This is a genomic window from Pararhodobacter oceanensis, from assembly GCF_003076755.1.
Lineage (GTDB): Bacteria > Pseudomonadota > Alphaproteobacteria > Rhodobacterales > Rhodobacteraceae > Pararhodobacter > Pararhodobacter oceanensis.
On the sequence record NZ_QDKM01000006.1, the window covers coordinates 18,721 to 39,839 of the forward strand.

Genomic DNA, 21,119 nt, shown 5'->3' on the forward strand with positions numbered 1-21,119 from the left:
TATACGCGATCGCGCGCGGTTTCCGTCGAGGTTTATGCAACATCCTCAAAAAGTCTAGCCGATTGCCGGTTGATTGACGGTTGATTAACGCGGCTGTGATAGGCGGCGGCGCGATCCGCGGCGCTTTGCCCCGCGCCCCCTCAGGTGTCGTCAGACAGCGCCGAGGGGATCAGATCACCCAGCCCCATGGCGCGGTTATAGGCGTCAAACCCCAGCCGCGGCACCTCGGCGGGCAGACGTCCGGCGGTTTGCATCTGCTGGTAAACGTCGCGCAACAGGCTCGAGACCGCAAGCAGCGCCGAGACCGGATAAATCGCCAGTGCAAACCCCATTTCCGACAGTTCCGCCGCCGAAAGATAGGGCGTTTTGCCGTCCTCGACCATATTCGCCACCAGCGGCACGCCTTTGAAATGCGCGGCCACGCGCTGCAATTCCGCCAGTGACTGCGGCGCCTCGATGAACAGTATATCCGCGCCCGCCTGCAGGAACGCCTCGCCGCGCCGCAGGGCCTCGTCCAGCCCATGGGGCGCGCGGGCATCGGTGCGGGCCATGATCAGGAACTCGGGCGAGCACCGCGCGGCCACGGCGGCGGCGATCTTGGCGGCGGCGTCCTCAATCCCGATCACCGCTTTCGAGGCCATATGCCCGCAACGCTTGGGAAAAACCTGATCCTCAAGCTGGATACAGGCCACTCCCGCCTGCTCATAAAGCCGCACCAGCCGCGCCACATTCAGCACCCCGCCATGGCCGGTATCACCGTCCGCAATCAGCGGCAGCGGCGCCGCGGCCTCGGCCAATGCGCGCGCCCGCTCGGCCATTTCGGTGGCGCTCATCAAGCCGATATCCGGCATCCCGAGGCTCGCCCCCGAGACCCCGAAACCGGTCATATACAGCGCCTCGAACCCCGCCTGCGCTGCCAGCCGCGCCGATACCCCGTCATAGACCCCCGGCGCCATCAGCGTCGGCCCCTGCGTGAGCCGCTGTTTCAACGAGATCGGCATATCGGCCCCTAAAGCGATGAGGTCAGGCCGGTCTGCGCCAGCCAGCCGGAAATCAGATCAAGGCATTCCTGCAGCTTTTCGGGCTGGCCCTTATAGTAATGCGTCGCGCCCTTGATCACATGCATCTCGCGCCGCGTCTGCGCCGCCGCCTCATAGACCATCCGGCTGTGCGAGGCCGGCGCCCCGTCATCGGCGCTATTCTCGATCACCATCAGGGGCACCGAGATCTTCGCGGCGCTGACCACCGCGTCGCAGCGACTGTCATCCACCGACCATTGCGACAGCCAACTGCGCAGGCTGGAATAGCGGCCAATTCCCACCGGATTGACATTCGCCGCCTCGGGATTGCCCAGATAGCAGGTCTGCGGCACACGGTCGTTGGGATCGACATTCGGATCGAGCCAGCGCAGATCGGCCATCGTCCGATGGGTGACAAAACTCCGCTCGAACTCGGCCCCGCCCGCAGCGTTCAGCCGCTCCAGCTCGTCGCGCGCCCAAGCGGTGATCCTGCGCATCCGCGCCAGTTGCGCAGCGCGGAATGTGGCAATGAAATCAGCCGAATAGGGCGGCGGCGGCGCGCCCATCGGGTCATAGATATCCAGCTCGGGATCGCGGGTATAGGGATCGGATTCGTCGATCACCGACGGGTCGAGCCATTCGCTGAGCGTGCGCGCGCGGCTGGCATGGGCGGCGACCATCATCACCCCGTCGGCCGGGATCAACCCCGCCTGCGTCAGATCATAGAGATCGCCCGCCGGCGTATGGGTGATATCGGGGCTCTCGGCCTGCGACTGGTAGAACAGCGACAGCGAGGCGCCCCCCGACCAGCCCAGCAGCACGACTTTTTCATAGCCCAGCACGTTCTTGGCGTGGTCGATATAGGCGCCCATATCGCGGGCCACTTTCTCCATGATCAGGCTGGCATCGAACCGCGCATAGCGACTGTTGCCGCAGATCACATGAAACCCCGCCTCGGCCAGCGCAATCGGCACCGGCAGCAATTGCAGCGTCGTCGCCGGATGCATGATCAGCAACACGGTTTTCGCCGCCACCCCCTCGGGGCGCAGCAATTGCCCCTCAAGATTAACCATGCCTTGGGTGCCGACAAACCCGTAAGTCTCGGCGTTTTTCAACGCTTCGGGATACTGGATAATCAGCGGCAGACGGGTGAACTTGTGTTTTTGCCGGTCGGTCATAGCGGATCAATTCATCATATTGGGAAGGAACAAAGACAGCGCCGGAAACGCCAACAGCAGCGCCAACCGCAGGAAATCGGCGGCGATAAAGGGGATCACCCCGCGATAGATCGTGCGGATCTGCATCTCGGGCACGACGCTGGCCAGAACAAAGATATTCATCCCCACCGGCGGCGTGATCAGGCTGATTTCGGTGACCACCACGATGATGATGCCAAACCAGATCGGGTCCAGCCCGTAGAATTGCACCAGCGGAAAGAACACCGGAATCGTCAGCAATATCATCGAAATACTGTCAAGGATCATGCCCAACACCAGATAGGCCAGAATGATCAGCGCCATCACCAGCCAGACCGGATAGCCATTGCCAGCGACGAATTCGCCGATCTGGCGCGGCATGCCGGTCATATTCAGAAAGTTGGAAAACACGAAGGCGCCGATCAACACCACGATCAGCGTCGCCGACATCACCGCGGTCTCGTAGAACACATCGACCAACTGGCCAAAGCCGATGGTGCGGCGGAACAGGGTCGACAAAAGCGCCCCGAAGGCGCCGACGCCCGCCGCCTCATTCGGGGTGAACAGGCCAAAATATATCCCGCCGATGACCAGCGCGAACAGCAAGACGATCTCCCAGACACCCAGCAACGCGCTCCATTTCTCGCGCCAGCTGACCACCGGACCGGCCGGCCCCGCCTGCGGTGCGCGGCGCACGACGAATGTCACCGCGAGGTTATACATCACGATGCCCATCACTCCCGGGATCACCCCGGCGATGAACAGCGCCGCGATATCGGTCTGGGTCAACACGCCATACAGCACCATGATCACGCTCGGCGGGATCAGGATGCCCAAAGTGCCGCCCGCCGCAATCGCTCCGGCGGAAAGTTCGGGCGAATAGCCGAGCCGTTTCATCTGTGGCACGGCGATTTTCGCCATCGTCGCGGTGGTCGCCAGCGATGAGCCGCAGACCGCCGAAAACCCCGCACAGGAGACAATCGTCGCCCGCGCCAGACCGCCGGGCCGATGCCCCAACCAGGCATAGGTCGCATCATACAAACGCCCCGAGAGGCCCGAACGCGAGATCAGATTGCCCATCAACAGGAACAGCGGGATCACCAGCAGCGAATAATCCTGCGTGGTGTGGATCGTCGCCTGCGCCGCCGAGATGAACGAGGGCCGCCAGCCGATCACCAGTCCAAAGCCGACCAGCCCGACCAGCATCATCGCAAAGGCAATCGGCACCCGCAAAAAGATCAGCAAGAGCAGCGCGGCAAATCCGAGAAAGGCGTCAATCATCGGCACCGCCCGATATTGGCAAGGGGGCGCGCAGGGCGATCACGAATTGCCCCGCAAGGATCAGCGCGGTCAGCGCAATCGACCCCGCCGCCAGCAGCGAAAACGGCCCCAGCGGCACCCGCAGGAACATCGTCGCCTCGCCATAGCGCATCGAGCCAAAGGCCTTTTGCGCGACATAAAAACTCAGCGCACCCAGCGTCACCGCGCAAAGCAGACAGACCGCCGCATCCAGCATCCGCCGCGCCCGCACTCCCAAGCCCGAGTCGATCAGCCCGACGGTAATGTGCACCCCCTGCAGCGTCGCCTCCGGCAGGCCAAGGAAAAACAGCACCATCAGCAACAGGCCGGTGACCTCATAGGCGCTGCGCAGCGGGCTGTCGAAAATATCGCGCCCGATCACGTCAATCACGGTGATCATCATCAGCGCAAAAAGCACCAGCGCAAGGCCGGTTCTCAGCAACCTGCGGGGCCAGTCACCCCGCAGATTGTCACTCTGGTTCGCCGCGGCCATTCAGCCGCCCCTATTCGGCAAGTTCGGCATTGAGCCGCGCAACCTCGTCGCGGTAAGCGGCCAAAGCGGCGCGCCCGTCAACGCCCAGATTGGCGGCGTTTTCAAACCATTCCTCTTCGATCGGGGCAAAGGCGGCTTCGATCTCGGCGCGGAATTCCGGTGACATATCAACCACGTCGACGCCTTCCTCCGCGACATACTCACGCCCCGCCGCATCGCCGACATCCCATGACCGGCCAATCAGCCGCGCCCCGGATTCGCCCGAGATCTCCATGATCGCGGCCTGATCCTCGGCTGAGATTTCGGCCCATGCCTCACGGTTGATCGCAAAGTGGAACACGAAGTTATACAGCCCGCCGGGCACATCGGTGGTATAGGGCAGATAGCGCGCCAGAGACATATCGCGCACCGCATTATAGGGCACGAAAATCCCGTCAACGATGCCGCTCGAAATCACCTGCGAGACCTCGGTAAAGGGCACCGACATCGCCACCGCCCCCAGCGAATCCGCCAGTTGCCCGATGGTGTCACCGGGCACCCGCATCTTCAGCCCCTCAAGATCGGCGGCGCTGATCACCGGCCGTTCCGAGTTATGGATCATCCCCGGCCCATGGGTGGACACGGTGACCACAACGACCTCGTCATTCTCGCCCGCGGCGGCCAGATATTCTTGGTAAATGCGCCAATAGGCGACCGAATTTGCCTCGGCGGAATCGCCCAGAAACGGCAGTTCGGCGACACGGTGCAGCACGAAAGGCCGCTGCTGGATGCCGGGCGAATAATAGCCCGCATCCATCACGCGGTCGCGGATCAGATCATGAAACACCACCGGCGAGCCCGGCGGCGAGGCCAGAAATTCGACCTGCACGCGGCCCTCGGTGGCCTCTTCGACCATCTCGCCCCAGACAAAAGTGCCATCGCGGTTAAAGTCGGCCTCGGCGCTGCCATACCAGCCAAATCTGAGCGTTGTGTCGGCGCCCGCTGCGGATGTAAACGTGAACATTTGCATCCCGAAAAAAAGCCCGGCTAGGGCAAATCGCGTATTCATAGAATCCTCCCTGGATTTAATGTCATGCGGGCGAAGCCGCGCTCTGGTCAAAATATGATCGTCTCTATCACTGGCGCGGGTGGCGGAAACTGCCGGTCCATTGATCTTTATCTGCATTCGACACCCCGCCCGTCGCGGCGTTCATTCCGCGAGTTTCGCCATCAAATGACGCGGCGCCCGCTTGGTCTTGGTCCATTCTTCCAGCATCGGCGCCGAAATGTCATGCAATTTTTTGGCCAGCTCATCCGAGAGCGTGCGATAGGCCAGCTCGAGCCGGTGACCGTTGGGATCGAAGAAATAGATCGAATGGCAAATCTTGTGATCGGTCGGTCCGACCACCTCGACGCCCATCGCTTCCAGCCGGGATTTGGCGGTGTTCAGGTCGTCCAGACTGCCGACATCCATCGCCAGATGCTGCACCCATTCCGGCGTGTTCGGGTCGCGGCCCATCTCGTTTTCTTCGGGCAGTTCAAAAAACGCGACATGGCTGCCATCGGGCAGTTGAAAGAAGATATGCATGAAGGGTGCGGATTCGCCGGTGGTCGGGTTTTCATCCTCGGCAACCGCAAAGGTATAGGACATGCCCAGTGCTTTTTCGTAAAAGTCGACGGTCTCTTTCGCGTCTTTGCAGCGGTAGGCCACATGGTGAATCGACTGCGGTAACATCAGTTTCTCCCTTACTGATATGGTTCTCGATTTGATAATATTCGATATCTAAGAAGTAGCAAAGATTTTTATCTGGAACGGTGGAATTTCTTGTAGAATGTTGATGTGGCGCGTGAAAATCTGACGTGGCAGCAAAGGGCAGGGGCGCGGGTTGTGGTGGCCAGTATGATTCGAACAGGGGTTTCCGGCAAGAATTTTGCCGGAGTTTGCGCCAGTCTTCCGGCTGCCCTGCCGCGGGTCGCGCGGTATTTTGCAGCCGCGACCCAAGCAACACCAAAGGGGTTTTCTCGACAATTTTATCAATTTCCCCGCGCCGCCGGTTGCGCCGAACCGTCCCCACGCCATAGCTTAGATATCAAAACTTACCGGTGTCAGGCCAAGCGTCAGACCCCGTGCCCGACCCCGCAGATCCCAGTTTCCAGACCCTTAGGAGTGTTTCGATGACCATCATTGCGCTGGCCGCCTCAAGCCGCGACCAATCCTTGAATGTCGCCTTGCTCGACGTGATCCTCACCGCGCTCGACGGCGCCGCCGGACAGGTCGAACGGGTGGATTACAGGCTTTTCGAGGACACGCCGCAGTATTCCGCCCGCCGCGAGGCGGCAGAGGGCCCGCCGCAGGGGATGAAAGACCTTGCCGATAAAATAAGCGCCGCCGACGGTTTGATATTCGTCACACCGGAATACAACCACGCGATTCCCGGCAGTTTTAAAAACGGCATCGACTGGTTGAGCCGTATCTCGGTTACCCTGATGGCGGTGAAACCGACGCTGATCGGCGGCGCCTCGGCCTCGCCCTACGGCGCATGGCGCGGGATGAAATCGCTGCGGCCAAGCATTGAACTCTTGGGTGCGTTGACAATGCCCTATATGATCTCGATGAGTGGTGTCGGGTCAAAAGCGGATATCGAGGCCCGGTTTCAAGACCCGATGGCGCGGGTGCGGATCGACGCGGCCTTGAACGCATTCCGCGGACAAATGGCGGCAAAGCAATGACTTACCGCAAGCGTATTTAGCGCTGCGCATACGCCGCCGAACGGTTCGTCGCACGGGGGCGCAGTCGCAGGCGCAAAGGAGATCACCGGTTTGGTAACGATCAAAGATATTGGCCGCAAAATCGGGATGTCGCATGCGACAGTCTCGCGCGCGCTCAATAATTCGCCATTGGTGAACCCCGAGACCTTTGAACTGGTGCAGCGCACGGCCAAGGAAATGGGGTATTTCCCCGATAACGCCGCACGGGCTTTACGCGGCTCGGCGTCGAATATTGTCGGCTTTGTTTTGCCCGATATTAACAACCACTTCTATTCGCGAATAGCCAGCGTTGTCGGGCGGCATGTGGCGGACCGCGGTTTGCAACTGGTTCTGGCCACCAGCGATGAGGATCCGGCCCGCGAAGAGCGCCATTTGGTCGAACTCCAGCGGGCGCGCGCGCGGGCGATCGTGATCACCCCGACAAGCGCGTTAACCAAATTGTCGCTGGATATTCTCAGGGCGATTCCAACCACCCAGATGGTGCGCCGCAATCCGGCTCTGGCCACGGATCTGATCGCCGCGGATGACGGGCAGGGGGTGGCACAGGCGGTGCGGCATCTGCTGTCGCGCGGGCATCAACGCATCGCCTATATCGGCGGCGGGCCCGAGACCCTGAGCACCGGCAGCGAGCGGTTGCAGGGCTATCTGTCAGCGATGCAAGAGGCGGGCGTTGCGGCCCATACGCATTATGACCTCGGCCCGCCGCAGCCCGAATTCGGCCGCGCCGCAACCGAGCGTCTGTTGCGCGATCCTGATCGCCCCGAGGCCATCGTTCTGGGCTCCTCGCAGCTGACCATCGGCTTTCTGGACGCGGTGCGCGCGGCGGGTCTGTCGGTGCCCGAAGACCTGAGTTTCACCGGCTATGATGACCCGGACTGGTTCGCCCATTGGGGCGCGGGGATCACCACGGTCGGCCTGCCGATTGACCGGATCGCCAGCACCGTCGCCGCACTCGCCAGCGGGCAGAAAGCCGATGCCGCGGCCCAAAACGCTGTGCAAATCGAGACGGATGCGCAGGGCCAGCGTGATTTTCGGTTTGCCTGTGCGCTGATCGAACGCGGCACAGTGCGGCGCATTTAAGGGCGCTTAACCGGCCTCGCTGTCACCGCGCAACCCCGCCTGCCGCTCGCGGTGGCGCACCAATGCGGCGATCGTCGCATTGACCGGCGCTATGGTGCCGAACCGGCGCGCAATCGGGTCGATGGCGCCGTTGATCACCTCGATCTCGCTGCGCCGTCCGGCCTCGATATCCAACAGCACCGAGGGTTTCGCCGCGCGCACTTTCTCGCCGAACGCCATCGCATGGGCGACGGGATCGCGGACCGTCAGGGCGACGCCCGCGGCCTGCGCGACGGCAAAGGCCTCGGCGGCGGCGGCTTGGGCCAGCGGTGCCAGTTCGGCGCTCGCCATCACTTCGCCGACGCGCAAACCGGTCACCCCGCAAAGCCCGCTGAAGGCGGCGTTGCAGATCAGTTTCTCCCATTGCATCGCGGCGATATCCGCCACGGCCTCGGCCCTGATCCCCGCCGCGCGCCAGAGCGCCGCGATCCGCGAGACTTGCGCCGCATCCAGCCCGCGATAGGCGCCGATGGTCAGGCTGCCGCTATGGGCGTGATGGGCATGGCCGGGGGCCTGGATGCTGGCGCCAAAGGCCGCGGCGATACCCACCGCAAGCCGCTCGGCGCCGACAATTCCGGCGAGTTGATCACTGGTGCCAAGCCCGTTCTGGATGGTTAACACCAGCGTCTGCGGCGCCAGCAAAGGCAGCGCGTCGCGCGTCGCTTGCGCCGCATCCATGGATTTGGTGGCGACGATCAGCAAGTCCAATGGCGGCAGGGTCTCGGCGTGCTCGGGCGGCATCGCGCAGGTCTGCAGGTGCACCACCCGATCCCCGCTGGCGCCCGAAAGCCGCAGCCCATGGGCGGTGATTGCACCCAGATGCGCGCCCTTGCGATTGAGCGCAATCACCTGCGCCCCGGCCTCGGCAAAGAGCGCCGCATAGACCGATCCCATCGCGCCGCAGCCCAAAATGCCGATCCGCGCCGGTTCGACATCCGCGCCGATCATTCCCCCCGCGCCGCTCATTCAAGCAACCCCTGGATATGCGGCCTAAGCCCTTGTTTTTGCTCCAACCCAAACCCCGGCGCATCGCTGGGGCTGATCCTGCCGTCCTGCAATCGGCACTGGGCGGAATAGCCGCCGAAGGGCTCGAACACCCTGGGATAGGCCTCGCAGCCGCCCAGCCCCAGCGCGGTGACGATATGCAGATTGATCAGATGCCCGCCGTGCGGCATGATCTGCGCGCGGCTATGGCCCGCCGCCTCCAGATCGGCGATCATACCGGCGTATTCACCCAGCCCATAGCTCAGCCCCGCGTCCATCTGAAAGATATCCCGCAGGGGCCGCGCGCCGCCAAATCCGATCAGATTGCGCAGGTCCTGACGGCTGAACAGGTTCTCGCCGGTGGCAATCGGCGTTTGCAGCGCCTTGGTTAACGCCGCATGGGTGCCAAGATCCAGCGGATCGCCCATTTCCTCAAGCCAGCGCAGCCCGTAGCCGTCCAGCCGTTGCCCCCAGTCCAGCGCCGCCGCACGGTCAAACCGCCCGTTGGCATCCACCGCGACATTGCCCGCGCCACCAAGGATGCCAATCGCCTGTTCGACGCGCGTCAGATCCTGTGCCAAGGCCGCGCCGCCGATCTTCATTTTCACCGCGGTAAAGCCCAGATCGAGATAGGATTTCAGCTCATCCGTCAGGGTGCGCGTGGTGTCGCCGCTGTAATAATAGCCGCCCGCCGCATAGACATCGCAGCCGTTGCGATGCGGCGTGCTGCCAAAGGCGCGCGAGATCGTCATCCAGGCCGGCTCATCCCCCAGTTTCGCCGCCAGATCCCAGATCGCCAGTTCCAGCGCCGCCACCGCCGAGGCGCGGTCGCCATGGCCGCCGGGTTTCTCATCGCGCATCGCAGCAGCGCGGATTTTCGCCGGATCGGGCGCGCCATTCGGCCCTCCGGCCAGTGTCTCGGGATCGGCGGCGAGCAGGCGCGGGATAAAGCGGCGGTTCAACAATCCCGGCTGGGCGAAACGGCCAATCGAGTTGAACGCGAGCCCCGCCACCGGCCTGCCATCGCGGATCACATCGCTGATCACCGCGACCAGCGAGACGTCATGCGAGGCGAAATTCACCACCGCATTGGCCAGCGCGCCGCTCAAGGGCACCGAGACCTCGCGGATATCGATAATGCGGGCCTGCGTCAGACCCGTCGCCATCTGCGCCATGGGGATCCTTTGGATGCTGCGCGTGTTTGCTGCGTGATGCCGCGATCTGAACACGTGTGCAAAATCAAGTCAACAACCCAGTCGCCGCTAACCGGCAGGGCGTTGCACGCGATATAAACCTGAGGTAGAAATCCGCCCTGCGATATTCCGCATTACGCGAGCCGGGTCAAGGCTAGGCTTTAACCATGGCTTTGCGTTTTGCAAAGGATTAACCTGTCTGGAAAATCACGCAGGGCTCTCACGCTGTGGAGCCGCGCGCCGCAATGAGGACATGCGGGGGGGAACAGAATGTCACGCATTGACACTATCGAAGCGCAGGACACCAGCGCCGATCCGCAAGAAGAGCGTTTGGCGCGATTGATCCGGCTGGCGGCGCGGTCGTTCAACCGGTCGCTGCAGATCCGCCTGTCGGTTCATAATGTGACCTTCAGTCATTGGATCTTTCTGCGCATTCTGTGGCAGGAGGACGGGCTCTCGCAGCGCGCATTGAGCGAGCGCGCGCATCTCAAAGAACCGACCACCCATACCGCGCTGCTGCGGATGGAGGAGCTGGGCTATCTTGAGCGCCGCAATGTCGAGGGCAACAAGCGCCGCCAGCATGCGTTTCTGACGCCCGAGGGCTGGGCGCTGCGCGACAAGCTGGTGCCGCTGGCGATCGAGGCCAATGAGGTCGCGGTCGAGGGGTTGAGCCTGCAGACCCAGCAGGTGTTGCGGGATGCTTTGGGGGTGATCATCGACAATCTGGCCCGCGACGAGATCGAAGCCGCCGAACGCGGTCTGCGGGTGCCTCCCACCCGCGCCACCAGCGCGGTTTAAGCGCGGGGCGCCGGGGCCAGCCACTGGCAGGTTGGCACTCCCCGGCTACCAGTGACTGCGCCGAACTTGCAAAACGCGACAGGGTTCAGCGCCGCTTGGCCCGTCCGGCCAGATCTTCCACCAGATCATCCAGCGCGCGGATTTCGCGAAGCGGCAGGTCGTCGGCATCCTCGGGCCGACGCAGCCTGAGCCGCCCCGCCTGCCAGATCCAGTCGTAAATCTCGGCCCCCGCGCGGTCCCGCACCGGCACGCGAAACCCGGGCGATGGTGGCGGGCGCTGCGCCCCCAGAACCCGCAGATGCCCCGCAAGCTGCGCCCGGTCCAGCGGCATCAACACCACCTGCAAAGCGGTGGGATCCAAGGGCGCGGCGGGGGCGGGTAAGGGCGCGTCATGCAGCACCATCGCCACCCCGATCGCCGGCGGATAGCCCGCCTCCTGCGCCATCACCAACCCCTGCAGCCACCCCTGCGGCGTCTCGATCTCGACGATATCTCCAGCGCGCAGGCTCATAGCGAATAGCTTTCCAGCGTGGAGGGATGGAACAATTCATCCACCTCCAACAGACGCGGGCTCAACCCCTGCGCATGGTGGTGGCGCAGGAAATACGCCAGTGTCGCGCGGTTCTCGGCCACGCCGTAAGACCATATATCCGCCGACATCCGCGCCGAGATCGCCAGAATATCCTCGACAAAGGGCATCGTCACTTTGGTCGCCGAGGTGTCCGCCAATGCCGCCTGCGCCGCCTGTTTCGACAGGGTGAAGGCCTTGAGCAAAGCGCCGGGCAACCACGGGTGCTGCGCGGCCAGTTCACGGCGCAGCCCGAGGATATGCATGATCGGAAAATGCCCGCTCTCCGCATGCCAGTCCCGCGCCGCCTGCAGCCCGTCACGCCAGAGCCGCCGCACCATCGGGTGGCCCTCGTGAAAGCACGCCGGCCAGCGCGGGCCGATAAACCCGTCAATCGCGCCATCAACCAGCATCTGGTTCAGCGTTGCCCCCTCGGGTGCCTGTTCGACGGTCACATCGGCGGGCAGGTCGAGCCTGATCTTCTCGGGCCGCCCCGGCGCATTCATCCCGCCGCGCAGCCAGGTGATCCGGTCGGGCGTCACCCCGGCCTCGGCCAATATCGCCCGCACCCAGACATTCGCTGTTAGCTGGTATTCGGCCAGCCCGATACGCTTGCCAGCCAGATCAACGGGGCTTTCGATCCCGCGATCCTCGCGCACATAAACCGACGAGTGGCGGAACGCACGGCTCAGAAACACCGGAATGCCGATATAGGGCGGGTCCTCGCGGGTCAGCGACACGCAATAAGAGCTCAGCGACAATTCGGTCACATCGCAGGTGCGGTGCCGGAAGGCGTTGAAAAACATCTCTTCGGGCGACTGCAGCAGAAACAGCGGATCGACCCCGTCGATCTGCACGCGGCGGTCAAACAGCGGGCGCGTGCGGTCATAATCGCCCATCGCAATCGAGAGTTTCAGCGTCACATCATCACCTTTGGAATTGAAGGGGTTGCACCGCGCCGCTGCGCGCACCGGCCAGCGCGGCAAGGCAGATTTCCAGCGACGCCCGCCCCCATGCGCCGTCTTGCAAGGGCGCGCGGCCGTGGCGGATCGCGGCATAAAGCGCGTCAAAGACCTCGGCGCGCGGGGTGGTGATCGGGGCGGGGTGAAAGCTGCGGCGCTGGGCATCGCTCAGCTCAACGCCCTCGGGCGTCAGCCGCAGATCGCCCTGCGTGCCAAAGACGATCACCTGCCCGAAATGCTCATGGGTTTCGGGCTGCGGGCAGTCCTCCAGCCGGGTGAACCGCCGTGCACGCCGCGCCGCCGCCTCATCGGCGGTAGCGTGCAGCCGTGGGTGGGTGGCGCGATGGCGGTCGGGCTTGCGGATACCCAGTTCCGAGATGCCCTCCATCAGCCGGTCGCCGTCAAAATGCCCATGGCCGGAATAGGTCAGCGTGGCGAAAATCCCGCCGTCGAAATCCACCAGCATCGCATAGGCACCCTCGACCCGCCGCGCTGGATCCCAAGCCCCGCCGGTGCGCGCGGTGACCCGTTGCGCGGGCACGCCCGCCAGCCGCCGCACCACGTCAATCTGGTGGATCGCCTGCCCAAGCACCGCGCCGCCGCCCAGATCCCCCGCCAGTTCCGCAGCCCGTCGCGGACGATAGAGGAAATCGGTCGCATAGAGCGCATGGATCATCTTCACCGCGCCAATCGCCCCCGCGGCGATCATCTCGGCGGCCAGCCGCACCGGCGCGTCGAAACTATGGCTGGGGCCGACAATCAACTGCCGCGCCTCCGCCTCTGCGGCATCAATCATCGCGTGGGTCTCGGCCAGCGTCACCGCCATCGGCTTTTCCACCAGCACATGTTTGCCCGCGCGCAGGGCGGTCAGCGCGTGGTCGCGGTGCAGGTGATGCGGGGTGCAGATATAGATCGCCTCGATATCGGGATCGCCCGCCAGCGCCGCGATATCACCATAGATGCGCCCGCCAAAGGCGCCCTGGACGGCGCGGCAACTCTCATCATCGGGATCGGCGGCACCAACCAGCCGCAGGCCGGGATGGGCCGCGATGGCCCGCGCGCTCAGGGCAAAGCCGCGGCCCAGCCCGACCACGCCAAGGCGCAGGGGGTCAGAGATCGACAACAAGATGCCCCGCCGCCGCGCGCGACACGCAAATCATGATGTGGTCCTGCTTTTGATCCTCCATCAACACCCTGTCGCGGTGATCGACCGCCCCCGCCAGCAGGCCGCATTTGCAGGTGCCACAGGTGCCGCTCTCGCAGGAACTCACCGTCGGATGACCGGCATCGCGCAGCGCCTCAAGGATCGAGCGGTCGGCGGGCACCAGTATCTCTTGGCCCGAGCGTTGCAGCGTCACCATGAAGGGCTGGTCATCGGCGCGGACCACGTCGACGGGTTTGAAATCCTCGAAATGCACCCGCCCCTCGGGCCAATGGCCGGTGACCGCGCGGACCTCCTCCATCAAGGGCGCGGGGCCGCAGCAATAGATATGTTCCGCCGTCGGCTCGGCGCAGATGTCCCAGAAATCAAAGGCATTTTCGGGATCGCCCGCGTCGCAATGCAGGGTCAGCCGCGCGCCGCATAGCGCCTGTAATTCCGCCGCATAGGCCGCGTTTTGCGCATCGCGGGCGCAATAGACCAGCCGGAAGGCACGGCCCTCGGCGGCCAGTTGCTGGGCCATCGCATAGATCGGGGTGATCCCGATCCCGCCCGCAATCAGCAGCGCCGGATGCTCTGCACCCAGCGCAAAGGCGTTCTCGGGCGGCGCGCCGTCCAGCATCTGCCCGACCTGCGCGGCGTCATGCATCGAGGCCGAGCCGCCGCGCGACTGCGGCTCGCGTTTCACCGCCACCACATAGGCCTCGGGCGCCTTGGCCGGATGCACCAGCGAATAGCGCCGCATCGCGCCCGAGGGGGTCTGCAGGGTGATATGCGCCCCCGCTTCGGCTGCGGGCAGCACGCGGCGATCCGCAGCGGCAAGGGTGAATTCCATGATCTGCGGGGTCAGCGCACGCCGCTGGAGGACGTCAAGTTTCATCAATCAGGCTCCGCTGAATAGATTTAGCTTAGATATCTAATATTATCTTGTCAAGCGCGGGCGGCTTTGGCAGAGTTTTCGCAGCCATAGGAGATGAACATGCTGTCAGTGCAGGAAAACGAGGTTTTGACGCAGGTCTCGAAGGGCACGCCGATGGGCGATCTGATGCGCCAGCATTGGACGCCGGTCTGCCTGTCCGAGGAGGTTACTGAGCGCGATGGCACGCCGCTGCTGGTCGAGGCGCTGGGCATGCGGATGGTGGCCTTTCGCAACACCAAGGGCGAGTTGGGCCTGCTGGATGAGCGCTGCCCGCATCGTCTGGCCTCCTTGGTCTTGGGGCGCAATGAGGACTGCGGGCTGCGCTGTCTCTATCACGGCTGGAAATTTGACGTCGCGGGCAATGTCGTGGCGATGTCCTCCGAGCCCGAGGGCAGCCCCTTGATGAGCAAGGTCAAACACCGCGCCTATCCGACGGTGGAGGCGGCGGGGTTTGTCTGGGCATGGCTCGGCGATCCCGAGACCGTGCCCGAATTCCAGCCCCCCGCCTTTTGCCCGACCGGCACCGAGCGCGTGTCGATCCTGAAAATCCGCATTCCGGCAAATTGGGCGCAGATGACCGAAGGCCAGATCGACAGCGCCCATTCGTCCTCGCTGCACTCCTCGGATATGGTGCCCGCGCGGGTCGATAGCGCCGGTGCCACCGACAGCAAATGGCTGCGCCCCTCGACCGATAAATCCCCGCGTATGCAGGCCGCGACCACCGATTACGGGTTTCAATATGTCGCCATCCGCCGCCCGATCAAACAGGCCGCGACCCATGACTATCTGCGCATCACCCAGTATATCGCGCCCTATACCTCGCTGATCCCGCCCAATTCCTCGTATAATGTGGCGACGGTGATCGTGCCGGTGGATGACGGCGCCTCGATGTTTCATTTCATCGCTTGGGGCGATCCCGAGGACACCCCCGATACGCAATCATGGCGCGCCTTTGCCAGCGCCGTGCCGGGCGAGGATCTGGATCCGGTGACATGGGCGACCTATGGCACGATGGAGAACCGCTTCCGGCAGGACCGCGACTTGATGAAAGAGGGGAATTTCACCGGCATCAAAGGCATTCCCAATCAGGATATCGCGATGTGGGTGTCGATGGGCACGATCGTTGACCGCAGCGATGATGTGCTCGGCGCCTCGGATATCGCGATTGTCGAATTCCGCCGCCTGATGGTCGATGCCGCCATCGCCATGGCCAATGGCGCCCCCGCACTCGGCACCGCCTGCCGCCTGCCGCAGGCGCAGATCGCCTCGTATCAAGGCGTGGTGCCCAAGGGCAGCGACTGGCGCGCGATCTGGCAGACGCCCGCGCCCTGAGGTCTAGCCGTCGTCATCCCTGTCGATCAGCGCTTTCAGACTGTCCAGATCGCGTTGCAGATCCTCGCCCGCGCTGCGCTTTTTAGCCGCGCCGCCGGTGTATTTCAGCGTCACCTCCGCCAGCCATTGCCACCGCCGATGTTGCGAAATGAAAGTAAACCGGCTTTACTCCGCGTCACAGAGATGGGGGGAGGCTCCATGAGTGATATTTTGATTGCCGAGGACGAGCCCGCGATCCTCGATCCGCTGCGTTTTATCCTCGAGCATGCGGGGTGGTGCGTCGAGTCCGTCACCGATGGCGAGGCGGTGCTGGCCAGTATCCGGCGCGCGCGGCCACGGCTGTTGCTGCTTGATATCATGCTGCCGCGGCTCAGCGGGCTGGAGGTGCTGCGCATCCTGCGCGATGATCCGCATCTGGCCGATATCTCGGTTCTGGTGCTCACCGCGCGCGGGCAGAAACAGGACCGCAAGATGGCGCTGGACCTGCGCGCCGACGGCTTCATCACCAAGCCCTTCGACAATGATGAGCTGCTCGCGGAAGTCTCGCGGCTGCTCAGCAAAGACCGCGCGCCATGAGCGCCCCGCGTCCGGTTCCGGCCCGCACCGAAGTGCGCCGTCGCTGGCAGGACGCCGGATTTGTCATCCCCGCCTTTGCCGCGCTACTGCTGACGCCGCCATTTCTCAACCTGTTTGCGGTGCGCCGCCTTCTGTTCGGCATCCCTCTGGAAGTCGCCTATCTGTTCACCATCTGGACGGCGCTGGTGCTCTGCGCGGTGGTCCTTTCGCGCCGTCTACCACGCCAGATCGACCCCGAGCCGGTGGACAGCCCCCCGATCGACAAAAGCGCGGAGCCCGATAAATCCTGATGCTGTCACCGGATTTCGTCATTCTGACGGCGGTGGCCTATGTCGGTTTGCTGTTCGTCATCGCCTATTTCTCCGACGCCCAAACGCGCCGTGGCAAGGCCGGATTCCTGCGCTCGCCCTTGGTCTACACGCTGTCGATCTCGGTCTATTGCACCAGTTGGACATTCTACGGCGCGGTCGGCACGGCGGCCCGCGACGGGCTCGAGTTCATGGCCGTCTATATGGGGCCGACGCTGGTGTTTGTCGGCTGGTGGTTCCTGTTGCGCAAACTGGTCTGGGTCTGCCATTCGCAGGGCATCACCTCGATTGCCGACCTTCTGTCCTCGCGGTTCGGCAAATCCAGCAGCCTCGCGGTTCTGGTGACGCTGATCGCCATGGTCACGATCACCCCCTATATCGCGCTGCAACTCAAGGCGATTGCCACCTCGATCCAGACCGTATCCAGCGCCCGCGGCCATGGCGACCGGCTGGCGGGGCTCGATGATGTCAGCCTTGCGCTGGGCGCGGCGGTGGGCATGGCGCTGTTCTCGATCTTTTTCGGCACTCGCAACGTCGATGTGCGCGAGCAACATCTCGGCGTTGTCGCCGCCATCGCCTTTGAAGCCGCCGTCAAACTGCTGGCGCTGATCGCGGTCGGGTTGTTTGTGGTCTTCGGGATGAGCGGCGGCTTTGGCGATGTCTACGCCCGCGCCGTTGAGGCGGGGTTTGATATCCATGAGCGCGAGCCCTTCGGCAGCCGCTGGATCGCGATTCTGATCCTCTCGTCCAGCGCCATCCTCTGCCTGCCGCGCCAGTTCCATATCACCGTGATCGAGAACTCCAACGAGGAACATCTGCGCACCGCCGGCTGGGCCTTTCCCGCCTATCTGCTGTTGATGAGCACCTTCACCCTACCGATCGCCTATTACGGGCTGGCGACGATGCCCGCAGGATCGAACCCCGATATGTTCGTCCTCACCCTGCCGATGGCGGCGGGGCAGGACGGGCTGGCGCTGTTTGCCTTTATTGGCGGGTTTTCCTCGGCCACCTCGATGATCATCATCGCCTCGATTGCGCTGTCGATCATGGTCTCCAACCATATCGTGCTGCCCCTCGCGCTCAGCCGTGGCGACAAGCTGGTCGAGACCGGCGAAAAGGGCATCGCGCGGTTGCTACTGCGCTCGCGCCGGATCTCGATTGCGGTGATCCTGCTGATGGGCTTCCTCTATTTCTGGTTGACCGGTGAAAGCGACGCGCTGGCGCCCATCGGGCTGATTTCCTTCGCCGGTGTCGCGCAATTCCTGCCCGCGCTTCTGGCCGCGCTTTATTGGCGGCAGGCGCATGTCTACGGCGCGCTGTCGGGCATTCTGATCGGCACCGCGACGTGGGCATGGACGCTGTTTCTGCCCAGTTTCACCAGTTCTTCGCTGACCATCGCCAGCCTTGTGGCCCATGGCCCATGGGGGCTGACCGCCCTGCGCCCCGAGGCCCTCTTTGGCATGGAGGGGCTCGATCCCTTGGTGCATTCGGTGTTCTGGAGCCTGTTTTTCAACGTCACCGCGCTGATTTTCGTCTCGCTTCTGGCCAAGCAGAACATCATGGAGCGGGTGCAATCCGGCGTTTTCGTCGATATCTTCCGCGCCGATCAGGGCGCACAAACCCGCGTCATTCGCGGCTCGGCCACCACCGATGAGATATTTTTCGTCGCCGAGCGCGTGCTTGGCTGGCACCGCGCACAAACCCTCTTTGAGGCCGCCAATATCCCGCGCGGCGATCACGCGCTCGATGTTGCGGTCTCCTCGGAATTCATCGCCCGATTGGAACGCGAGCTCGCCAGTTCCATCGGTGCCGCCTCGGCGCATGTGCTGCTGACCAAGGTCGGCGCCGATGACCGGATTTCATTAGAGGAGGTGATGCAGATCGCCGGTGAAACCCAGCAGGCGATTGAATATTCGCATGAGCTAGAGGAAAAATCCCACAAGCTGCGCCTCACCGCCCAACAGTTGCAAGAGGCCAACGCACGGCTGCATGAACTCCACCGGCAAAAGGATGATTTCCTCAGTCAGGTCAGCCATGAGGTGCGCACGCCGATGACCTCGATCCGCTCGATCTCGCAGATCCTCTTGCGCGAGCGGGATCTCGACCCCGACCGCCGCAGCCGGTTCATCCAGACCATCCACCAAGAAAGCGCCCGTCTGACGCGGCTTCTCGACGGTATCCTCGACATGAGCGCTTTGGAGCACGGCGAGGGCACATGGGACATCCGCCCCATCGACGGCGAAACCGTGCTCGCCCGCGCCTTTATCGTCTGCGAGGCGCTCGCCCGCCAGCACGCCATCGCTGTCGAGCATCACCCGCAGGTGCCAGACGCGCAGATCCTCGGCGATCCCGACCGGCTCTGTCAGGTGTTCATCAATATCATCGCCAACGCCATCGCCCATAACGACGCCAAAGCGCCGGTGGTGCAGGTGCTGTCACGGGTCGAGGGCGGGAAATATGTGGTCGATATCGCCGATAATGGCAAAGGCATCTCGGCGGAATACCACAGCAATATCTTCGATAAATTCATGCGCGTGCAGCCCTCGGATGCGGGCGCGGCGGTGCCCTCGGGCCTCGGGCTGGGGCTGAACATCAGCTATACGATCATCCAGAAGATGAACGGCAGGCTGGAACTTGTCGATGGCCCGCTCGAGGGGGCGTGTTTCCGTATCACCCTGCCGCTGAGCGAGGACGAACCCGCCTAACCCGTCGGGGATTGCATCATTGTCGCCGCCTCTTCCTGCCGGTGACTGCACCCCTCGCGCACACACAAAAGGCAACTCGGCCCCACCGGCACCCGCGCCTGCGGATCGTCCAGATCCAGCCCCTGCCCATACACCGTGCGCCCCGCATGCAAGAGATCGCAGGCCAGCATCACCGAGAACACCAAGGGTTGTTCCTGCCACGCCTGCACGCGTTTCTTCACCGTCTTGGCGATCAGTAAAAACCGCGCGCCATTGGGAAACTCGGAAATCTGCCGCTGGATGCCCGAGGTGCCAAACACCGAATAAATCGGCCAGAGCGAACAGCCGAACCCCGAACTCGGCAGCGACAATCCGGGCAGCGGAAAGCGTTTGGTCAACCGCCCCGAGATATCCGAGCGCAGAAAGCCAAAGGGCACCCCCTCCGCCCCCTCGCGCCGCAATGTCACCAGCCGATGCGCGACCTGTTCGAAACTGGCGGTGTAGCTGTGGCTCAACAGGTCGATATCATAACGCTGCGCCTCGGCATCGGTCCAAAACTGTGCATAGGGCATCACCATCGCCCCCGCCACATAGGACGACAGCGCCCCCTGCGCCAGCGCACGCGCCTCGGGCGATGACAGGTCCAGCCGGTCGCAGGTCGCGTCAATCTGCGCCGCACCGGCCTGTTGCGCATAGAGCCGGCACATCTGGAATTGCCGCGTCGCCGCCGTCGCCGAGCCGCGCAGCCACAGGGTCTTGGCGTCACCATCATAGCGCGCCGGACGCGGCCCGCCCGAGGCTATCACCTGTGCCGGCATCTGCGCCCGAACCGCGCCGGTCCAGCGCCGACAGGTGACGCCGAACTGCGCCTCCAAAGCCGCCGCCATGGCTGATTCGCCAAACGCCCCCTGCGCCTCGATCTCGGCGCGCAGCGCCTCGGCCAGCAGTTCCAACTCGGGGAAATGGTTGTTGCTGTTGATCAGCGCATCCTCGACCTCGCGCAGCGGCGACAGGGTGCGGCGCTCGCGCGATTCCATATCGAAATACGACGCCAGCCCGCGCACCGTCTCCGACATGCTGCTCGCCTCGCTCGAGATCAGCCCGCTGAACCGCTGCCGGTCCTTGGGCGCCAGATCCTCCATCTTACTCAGGATTTCCGCGCTCGAGCGCATCGCGGTGATCCGGCTGAGCACCTCATGCAGCATCTGCGACAGCATCGGGTCCGACGACAGCCGGTTGGCATAGGCGTCAAGCTCGGAATTGGCGTCGGTATAGGCGGCGTGCAGCTTGGTCAGCGCCCGCGCCACCTCGGGAAATCTGGCAACCAAATCATGCAGATCGGCCTGTTCCAGCGCCAGCCGCTGCAACAAGGGATCGTTCAGAACCTCTTGCAGCGCATTCAGCGTGCGCTGCTCGGGATCGCCGGACAGATCCTCAACCCCCAGCCCCAGATGCTGGGCAATCGCTTGCAGCAGACTGCCGCCGATCTCGCGCTTGTTGTTCTCGATCAGGTTCAGATAGCTCGGCGAAATCCCCACCGCCCGCGCCAGCCCCGCCTGCGTCAGCTTCAGCGCCATCCGGTGCCGCCGCACCCTGATCCCGATCGGTGCCCGCATCGCCATCCTCCCCGCTGCAATCTTGTCAACAATTGACAGATCACACCCCGCATAAGTTCAATGATTAACAGATTTATGCAGTGTAATCAAATTGATATTGATTAGATTTTCAATGTGTCCCTAGTCTTTCGGCGGGAGAAACTGGT

Annotated in this window: 20 protein-coding genes; 7 read left to right on the top strand and 13 right to left on the bottom strand. The window is 63.6% G+C overall.

Translation table 11 applies throughout. The features are described from left to right. Nucleotides 1-140: 140 nt before the first annotated feature. The 6 genes from DDE20_RS13280 to DDE20_RS13305 form a co-directional block, all read right to left on the bottom strand. A complete protein-coding gene (locus DDE20_RS13280) occupies nt 141-1,001 on the bottom strand; it encodes an isocitrate lyase/PEP mutase family protein (protein WP_116559006.1) in 861 nt (286 codons plus the stop codon). A gap of 8 nt (nt 1,002-1,009) precedes the next feature. Then, nucleotides 1,010-2,197 (bottom strand): alpha/beta hydrolase, encoded by a 1,188-nt coding sequence (locus DDE20_RS13285; protein ID WP_116559007.1) that lies wholly within the window; start codon nt 2,195-2,197, stop codon nt 1,010-1,012. A gap of 6 nt (nt 2,198-2,203) precedes the next feature. Beyond that, entirely contained in the window at nt 2,204-3,496 is a 1,293-nt protein-coding gene (locus DDE20_RS13290) for a TRAP transporter large permease (RefSeq protein WP_116559008.1), read from the bottom strand. Further along, nucleotides 3,489-4,007, bottom strand: coding sequence for a TRAP transporter small permease (locus DDE20_RS13295; protein WP_116559009.1), 519 nt, complete (start codon nt 4,005-4,007; stop codon nt 3,489-3,491). The genes DDE20_RS13290 and DDE20_RS13295 overlap by 8 nt, the downstream gene beginning before the upstream one ends. 10 nt (nt 4,008-4,017) lie before the next feature. Beyond that, nucleotides 4,018-5,010, bottom strand: coding sequence for a TRAP transporter substrate-binding protein (locus tag DDE20_RS13300; protein WP_165814522.1), 993 nt, complete (start codon nt 5,008-5,010; stop codon nt 4,018-4,020). Nucleotides 5,011-5,196: 186 nt separating this feature from the next. Continuing rightward, the gene (locus DDE20_RS13305; RefSeq protein WP_116559011.1) at nt 5,197-5,721 is read right to left on the bottom strand and encodes a VOC family protein; all 525 of its coding nucleotides are present in this window, start codon (nt 5,719-5,721) and stop codon (nt 5,197-5,199) included. A 440-nt stretch (nt 5,722-6,161) separates the two neighbouring features. Between DDE20_RS13305 and DDE20_RS13310 the strand changes: the two genes are divergently transcribed. Beyond that, complete coding sequence (locus tag DDE20_RS13310) at nt 6,162-6,716, top strand: NADPH-dependent FMN reductase (RefSeq protein ID WP_116559012.1); 555 nt, start codon at nt 6,162-6,164, stop codon at nt 6,714-6,716. A 90-nt stretch (nt 6,717-6,806) separates the two neighbouring features. Beyond that, nucleotides 6,807-7,835 carry a LacI family DNA-binding transcriptional regulator gene (locus DDE20_RS13315; protein WP_116559013.1) on the top strand — a complete coding sequence of 343 codons (1,029 nt, stop codon included), beginning with the start codon at nt 6,807-6,809 and terminating at the stop codon, nt 7,833-7,835. Nucleotides 7,836-7,841: 6 nt separating this feature from the next. On the opposite strand, the gene DDE20_RS13320 is transcribed toward DDE20_RS13315, so the two are convergent. Then, nucleotides 7,842-8,840 carry a ketopantoate reductase family protein gene (locus DDE20_RS13320; protein ID WP_205961671.1) on the bottom strand — a complete coding sequence of 333 codons (999 nt, stop codon included), beginning with the start codon at nt 8,838-8,840 and terminating at the stop codon, nt 7,842-7,844. Next, entirely contained in the window at nt 8,837-10,033 is a 1,197-nt protein-coding gene (locus DDE20_RS13325; RefSeq protein WP_205961672.1) for an enolase C-terminal domain-like protein, read from the bottom strand. Before DDE20_RS13325 ends, DDE20_RS13320 begins: the two co-directional genes overlap by 4 nt. Before the next feature lie 288 nt (nt 10,034-10,321). On the opposite strand from DDE20_RS13325, the gene DDE20_RS13330 reads away from it, so the two are divergent. After that, the gene (locus DDE20_RS13330) at nt 10,322-10,849 is read left to right on the top strand and encodes a MarR family winged helix-turn-helix transcriptional regulator (RefSeq protein ID WP_240608066.1); all 528 of its coding nucleotides are present in this window, start codon (nt 10,322-10,324) and stop codon (nt 10,847-10,849) included. Nucleotides 10,850-10,934: 85 nt separating this feature from the next. Here the strand turns inward: DDE20_RS13330 and DDE20_RS13335 are convergent, their stop codons facing one another. Genes DDE20_RS13335 through DDE20_RS13350 form a run of 4 tightly spaced genes read right to left on the bottom strand, consistent with a single transcriptional unit; the run spans nt 10,935 to nt 14,418 of the window. Further along, complete coding sequence (locus tag DDE20_RS13335) at nt 10,935-11,360, bottom strand: hypothetical protein (RefSeq protein ID WP_116559015.1); 426 nt, start codon at nt 11,358-11,360, stop codon at nt 10,935-10,937. Continuing rightward, a complete protein-coding gene (locus tag DDE20_RS13340; RefSeq protein WP_240608069.1) occupies nt 11,357-12,340 on the bottom strand; it encodes an ABC transporter substrate-binding protein in 984 nt (327 codons plus the stop codon). Before DDE20_RS13340 ends, DDE20_RS13335 begins: the two co-directional genes overlap by 4 nt. A gap of 4 nt (nt 12,341-12,344) precedes the next feature. After that, the gene (locus DDE20_RS13345) at nt 12,345-13,502 is read right to left on the bottom strand and encodes a Gfo/Idh/MocA family protein (RefSeq protein WP_240608071.1); all 1,158 of its coding nucleotides are present in this window, start codon (nt 13,500-13,502) and stop codon (nt 12,345-12,347) included. Continuing rightward, the gene (locus DDE20_RS13350) at nt 13,489-14,418 is read right to left on the bottom strand and encodes a PDR/VanB family oxidoreductase (RefSeq protein WP_116559016.1); all 930 of its coding nucleotides are present in this window, start codon (nt 14,416-14,418) and stop codon (nt 13,489-13,491) included. Before DDE20_RS13350 ends, DDE20_RS13345 begins: the two co-directional genes overlap by 14 nt. A 99-nt stretch (nt 14,419-14,517) precedes the next feature. Here DDE20_RS13350 and DDE20_RS13355 point away from each other — a divergent pair, with 99 nt between their 5' ends. The 4 genes from DDE20_RS13355 to DDE20_RS13370 all read left to right on the top strand — a co-directional run bounded on the left by DDE20_RS13355 (nt 14,518) and on the right by DDE20_RS13370 (nt 19,378). Further along, nucleotides 14,518-15,789, top strand: coding sequence for a Rieske 2Fe-2S domain-containing protein (locus DDE20_RS13355; RefSeq protein ID WP_116559017.1), 1,272 nt, complete (start codon nt 14,518-14,520; stop codon nt 15,787-15,789). Between the two features lie 198 nt (nt 15,790-15,987). Further along, complete coding sequence (locus DDE20_RS13360; protein ID WP_116559018.1) at nt 15,988-16,365, top strand: response regulator transcription factor; 378 nt, start codon at nt 15,988-15,990, stop codon at nt 16,363-16,365. Further along, nucleotides 16,362-16,655, top strand: coding sequence for a hypothetical protein (locus DDE20_RS13365; protein ID WP_116559019.1), 294 nt, complete (start codon nt 16,362-16,364; stop codon nt 16,653-16,655). Before DDE20_RS13360 ends, DDE20_RS13365 begins: the two co-directional genes overlap by 4 nt. Further along, nucleotides 16,655-19,378 carry a sensor histidine kinase gene (locus DDE20_RS13370; protein ID WP_116559020.1) on the top strand — a complete coding sequence of 908 codons (2,724 nt, stop codon included), beginning with the start codon at nt 16,655-16,657 and terminating at the stop codon, nt 19,376-19,378. The genes DDE20_RS13365 and DDE20_RS13370 overlap by 1 nt, the downstream gene beginning before the upstream one ends. Here DDE20_RS13370 and DDE20_RS13375 read toward each other — a convergent pair. Continuing rightward, nucleotides 19,375-20,973, bottom strand: a complete 1,599-nt coding sequence (locus DDE20_RS13375; protein ID WP_165814523.1) for a helix-turn-helix domain-containing protein — start codon at nt 20,971-20,973, stop codon at nt 19,375-19,377. The genes DDE20_RS13370 and DDE20_RS13375 overlap by 4 nt on opposite strands. Between the last annotated feature and the right edge of the window lie 146 nt (nt 20,974-21,119).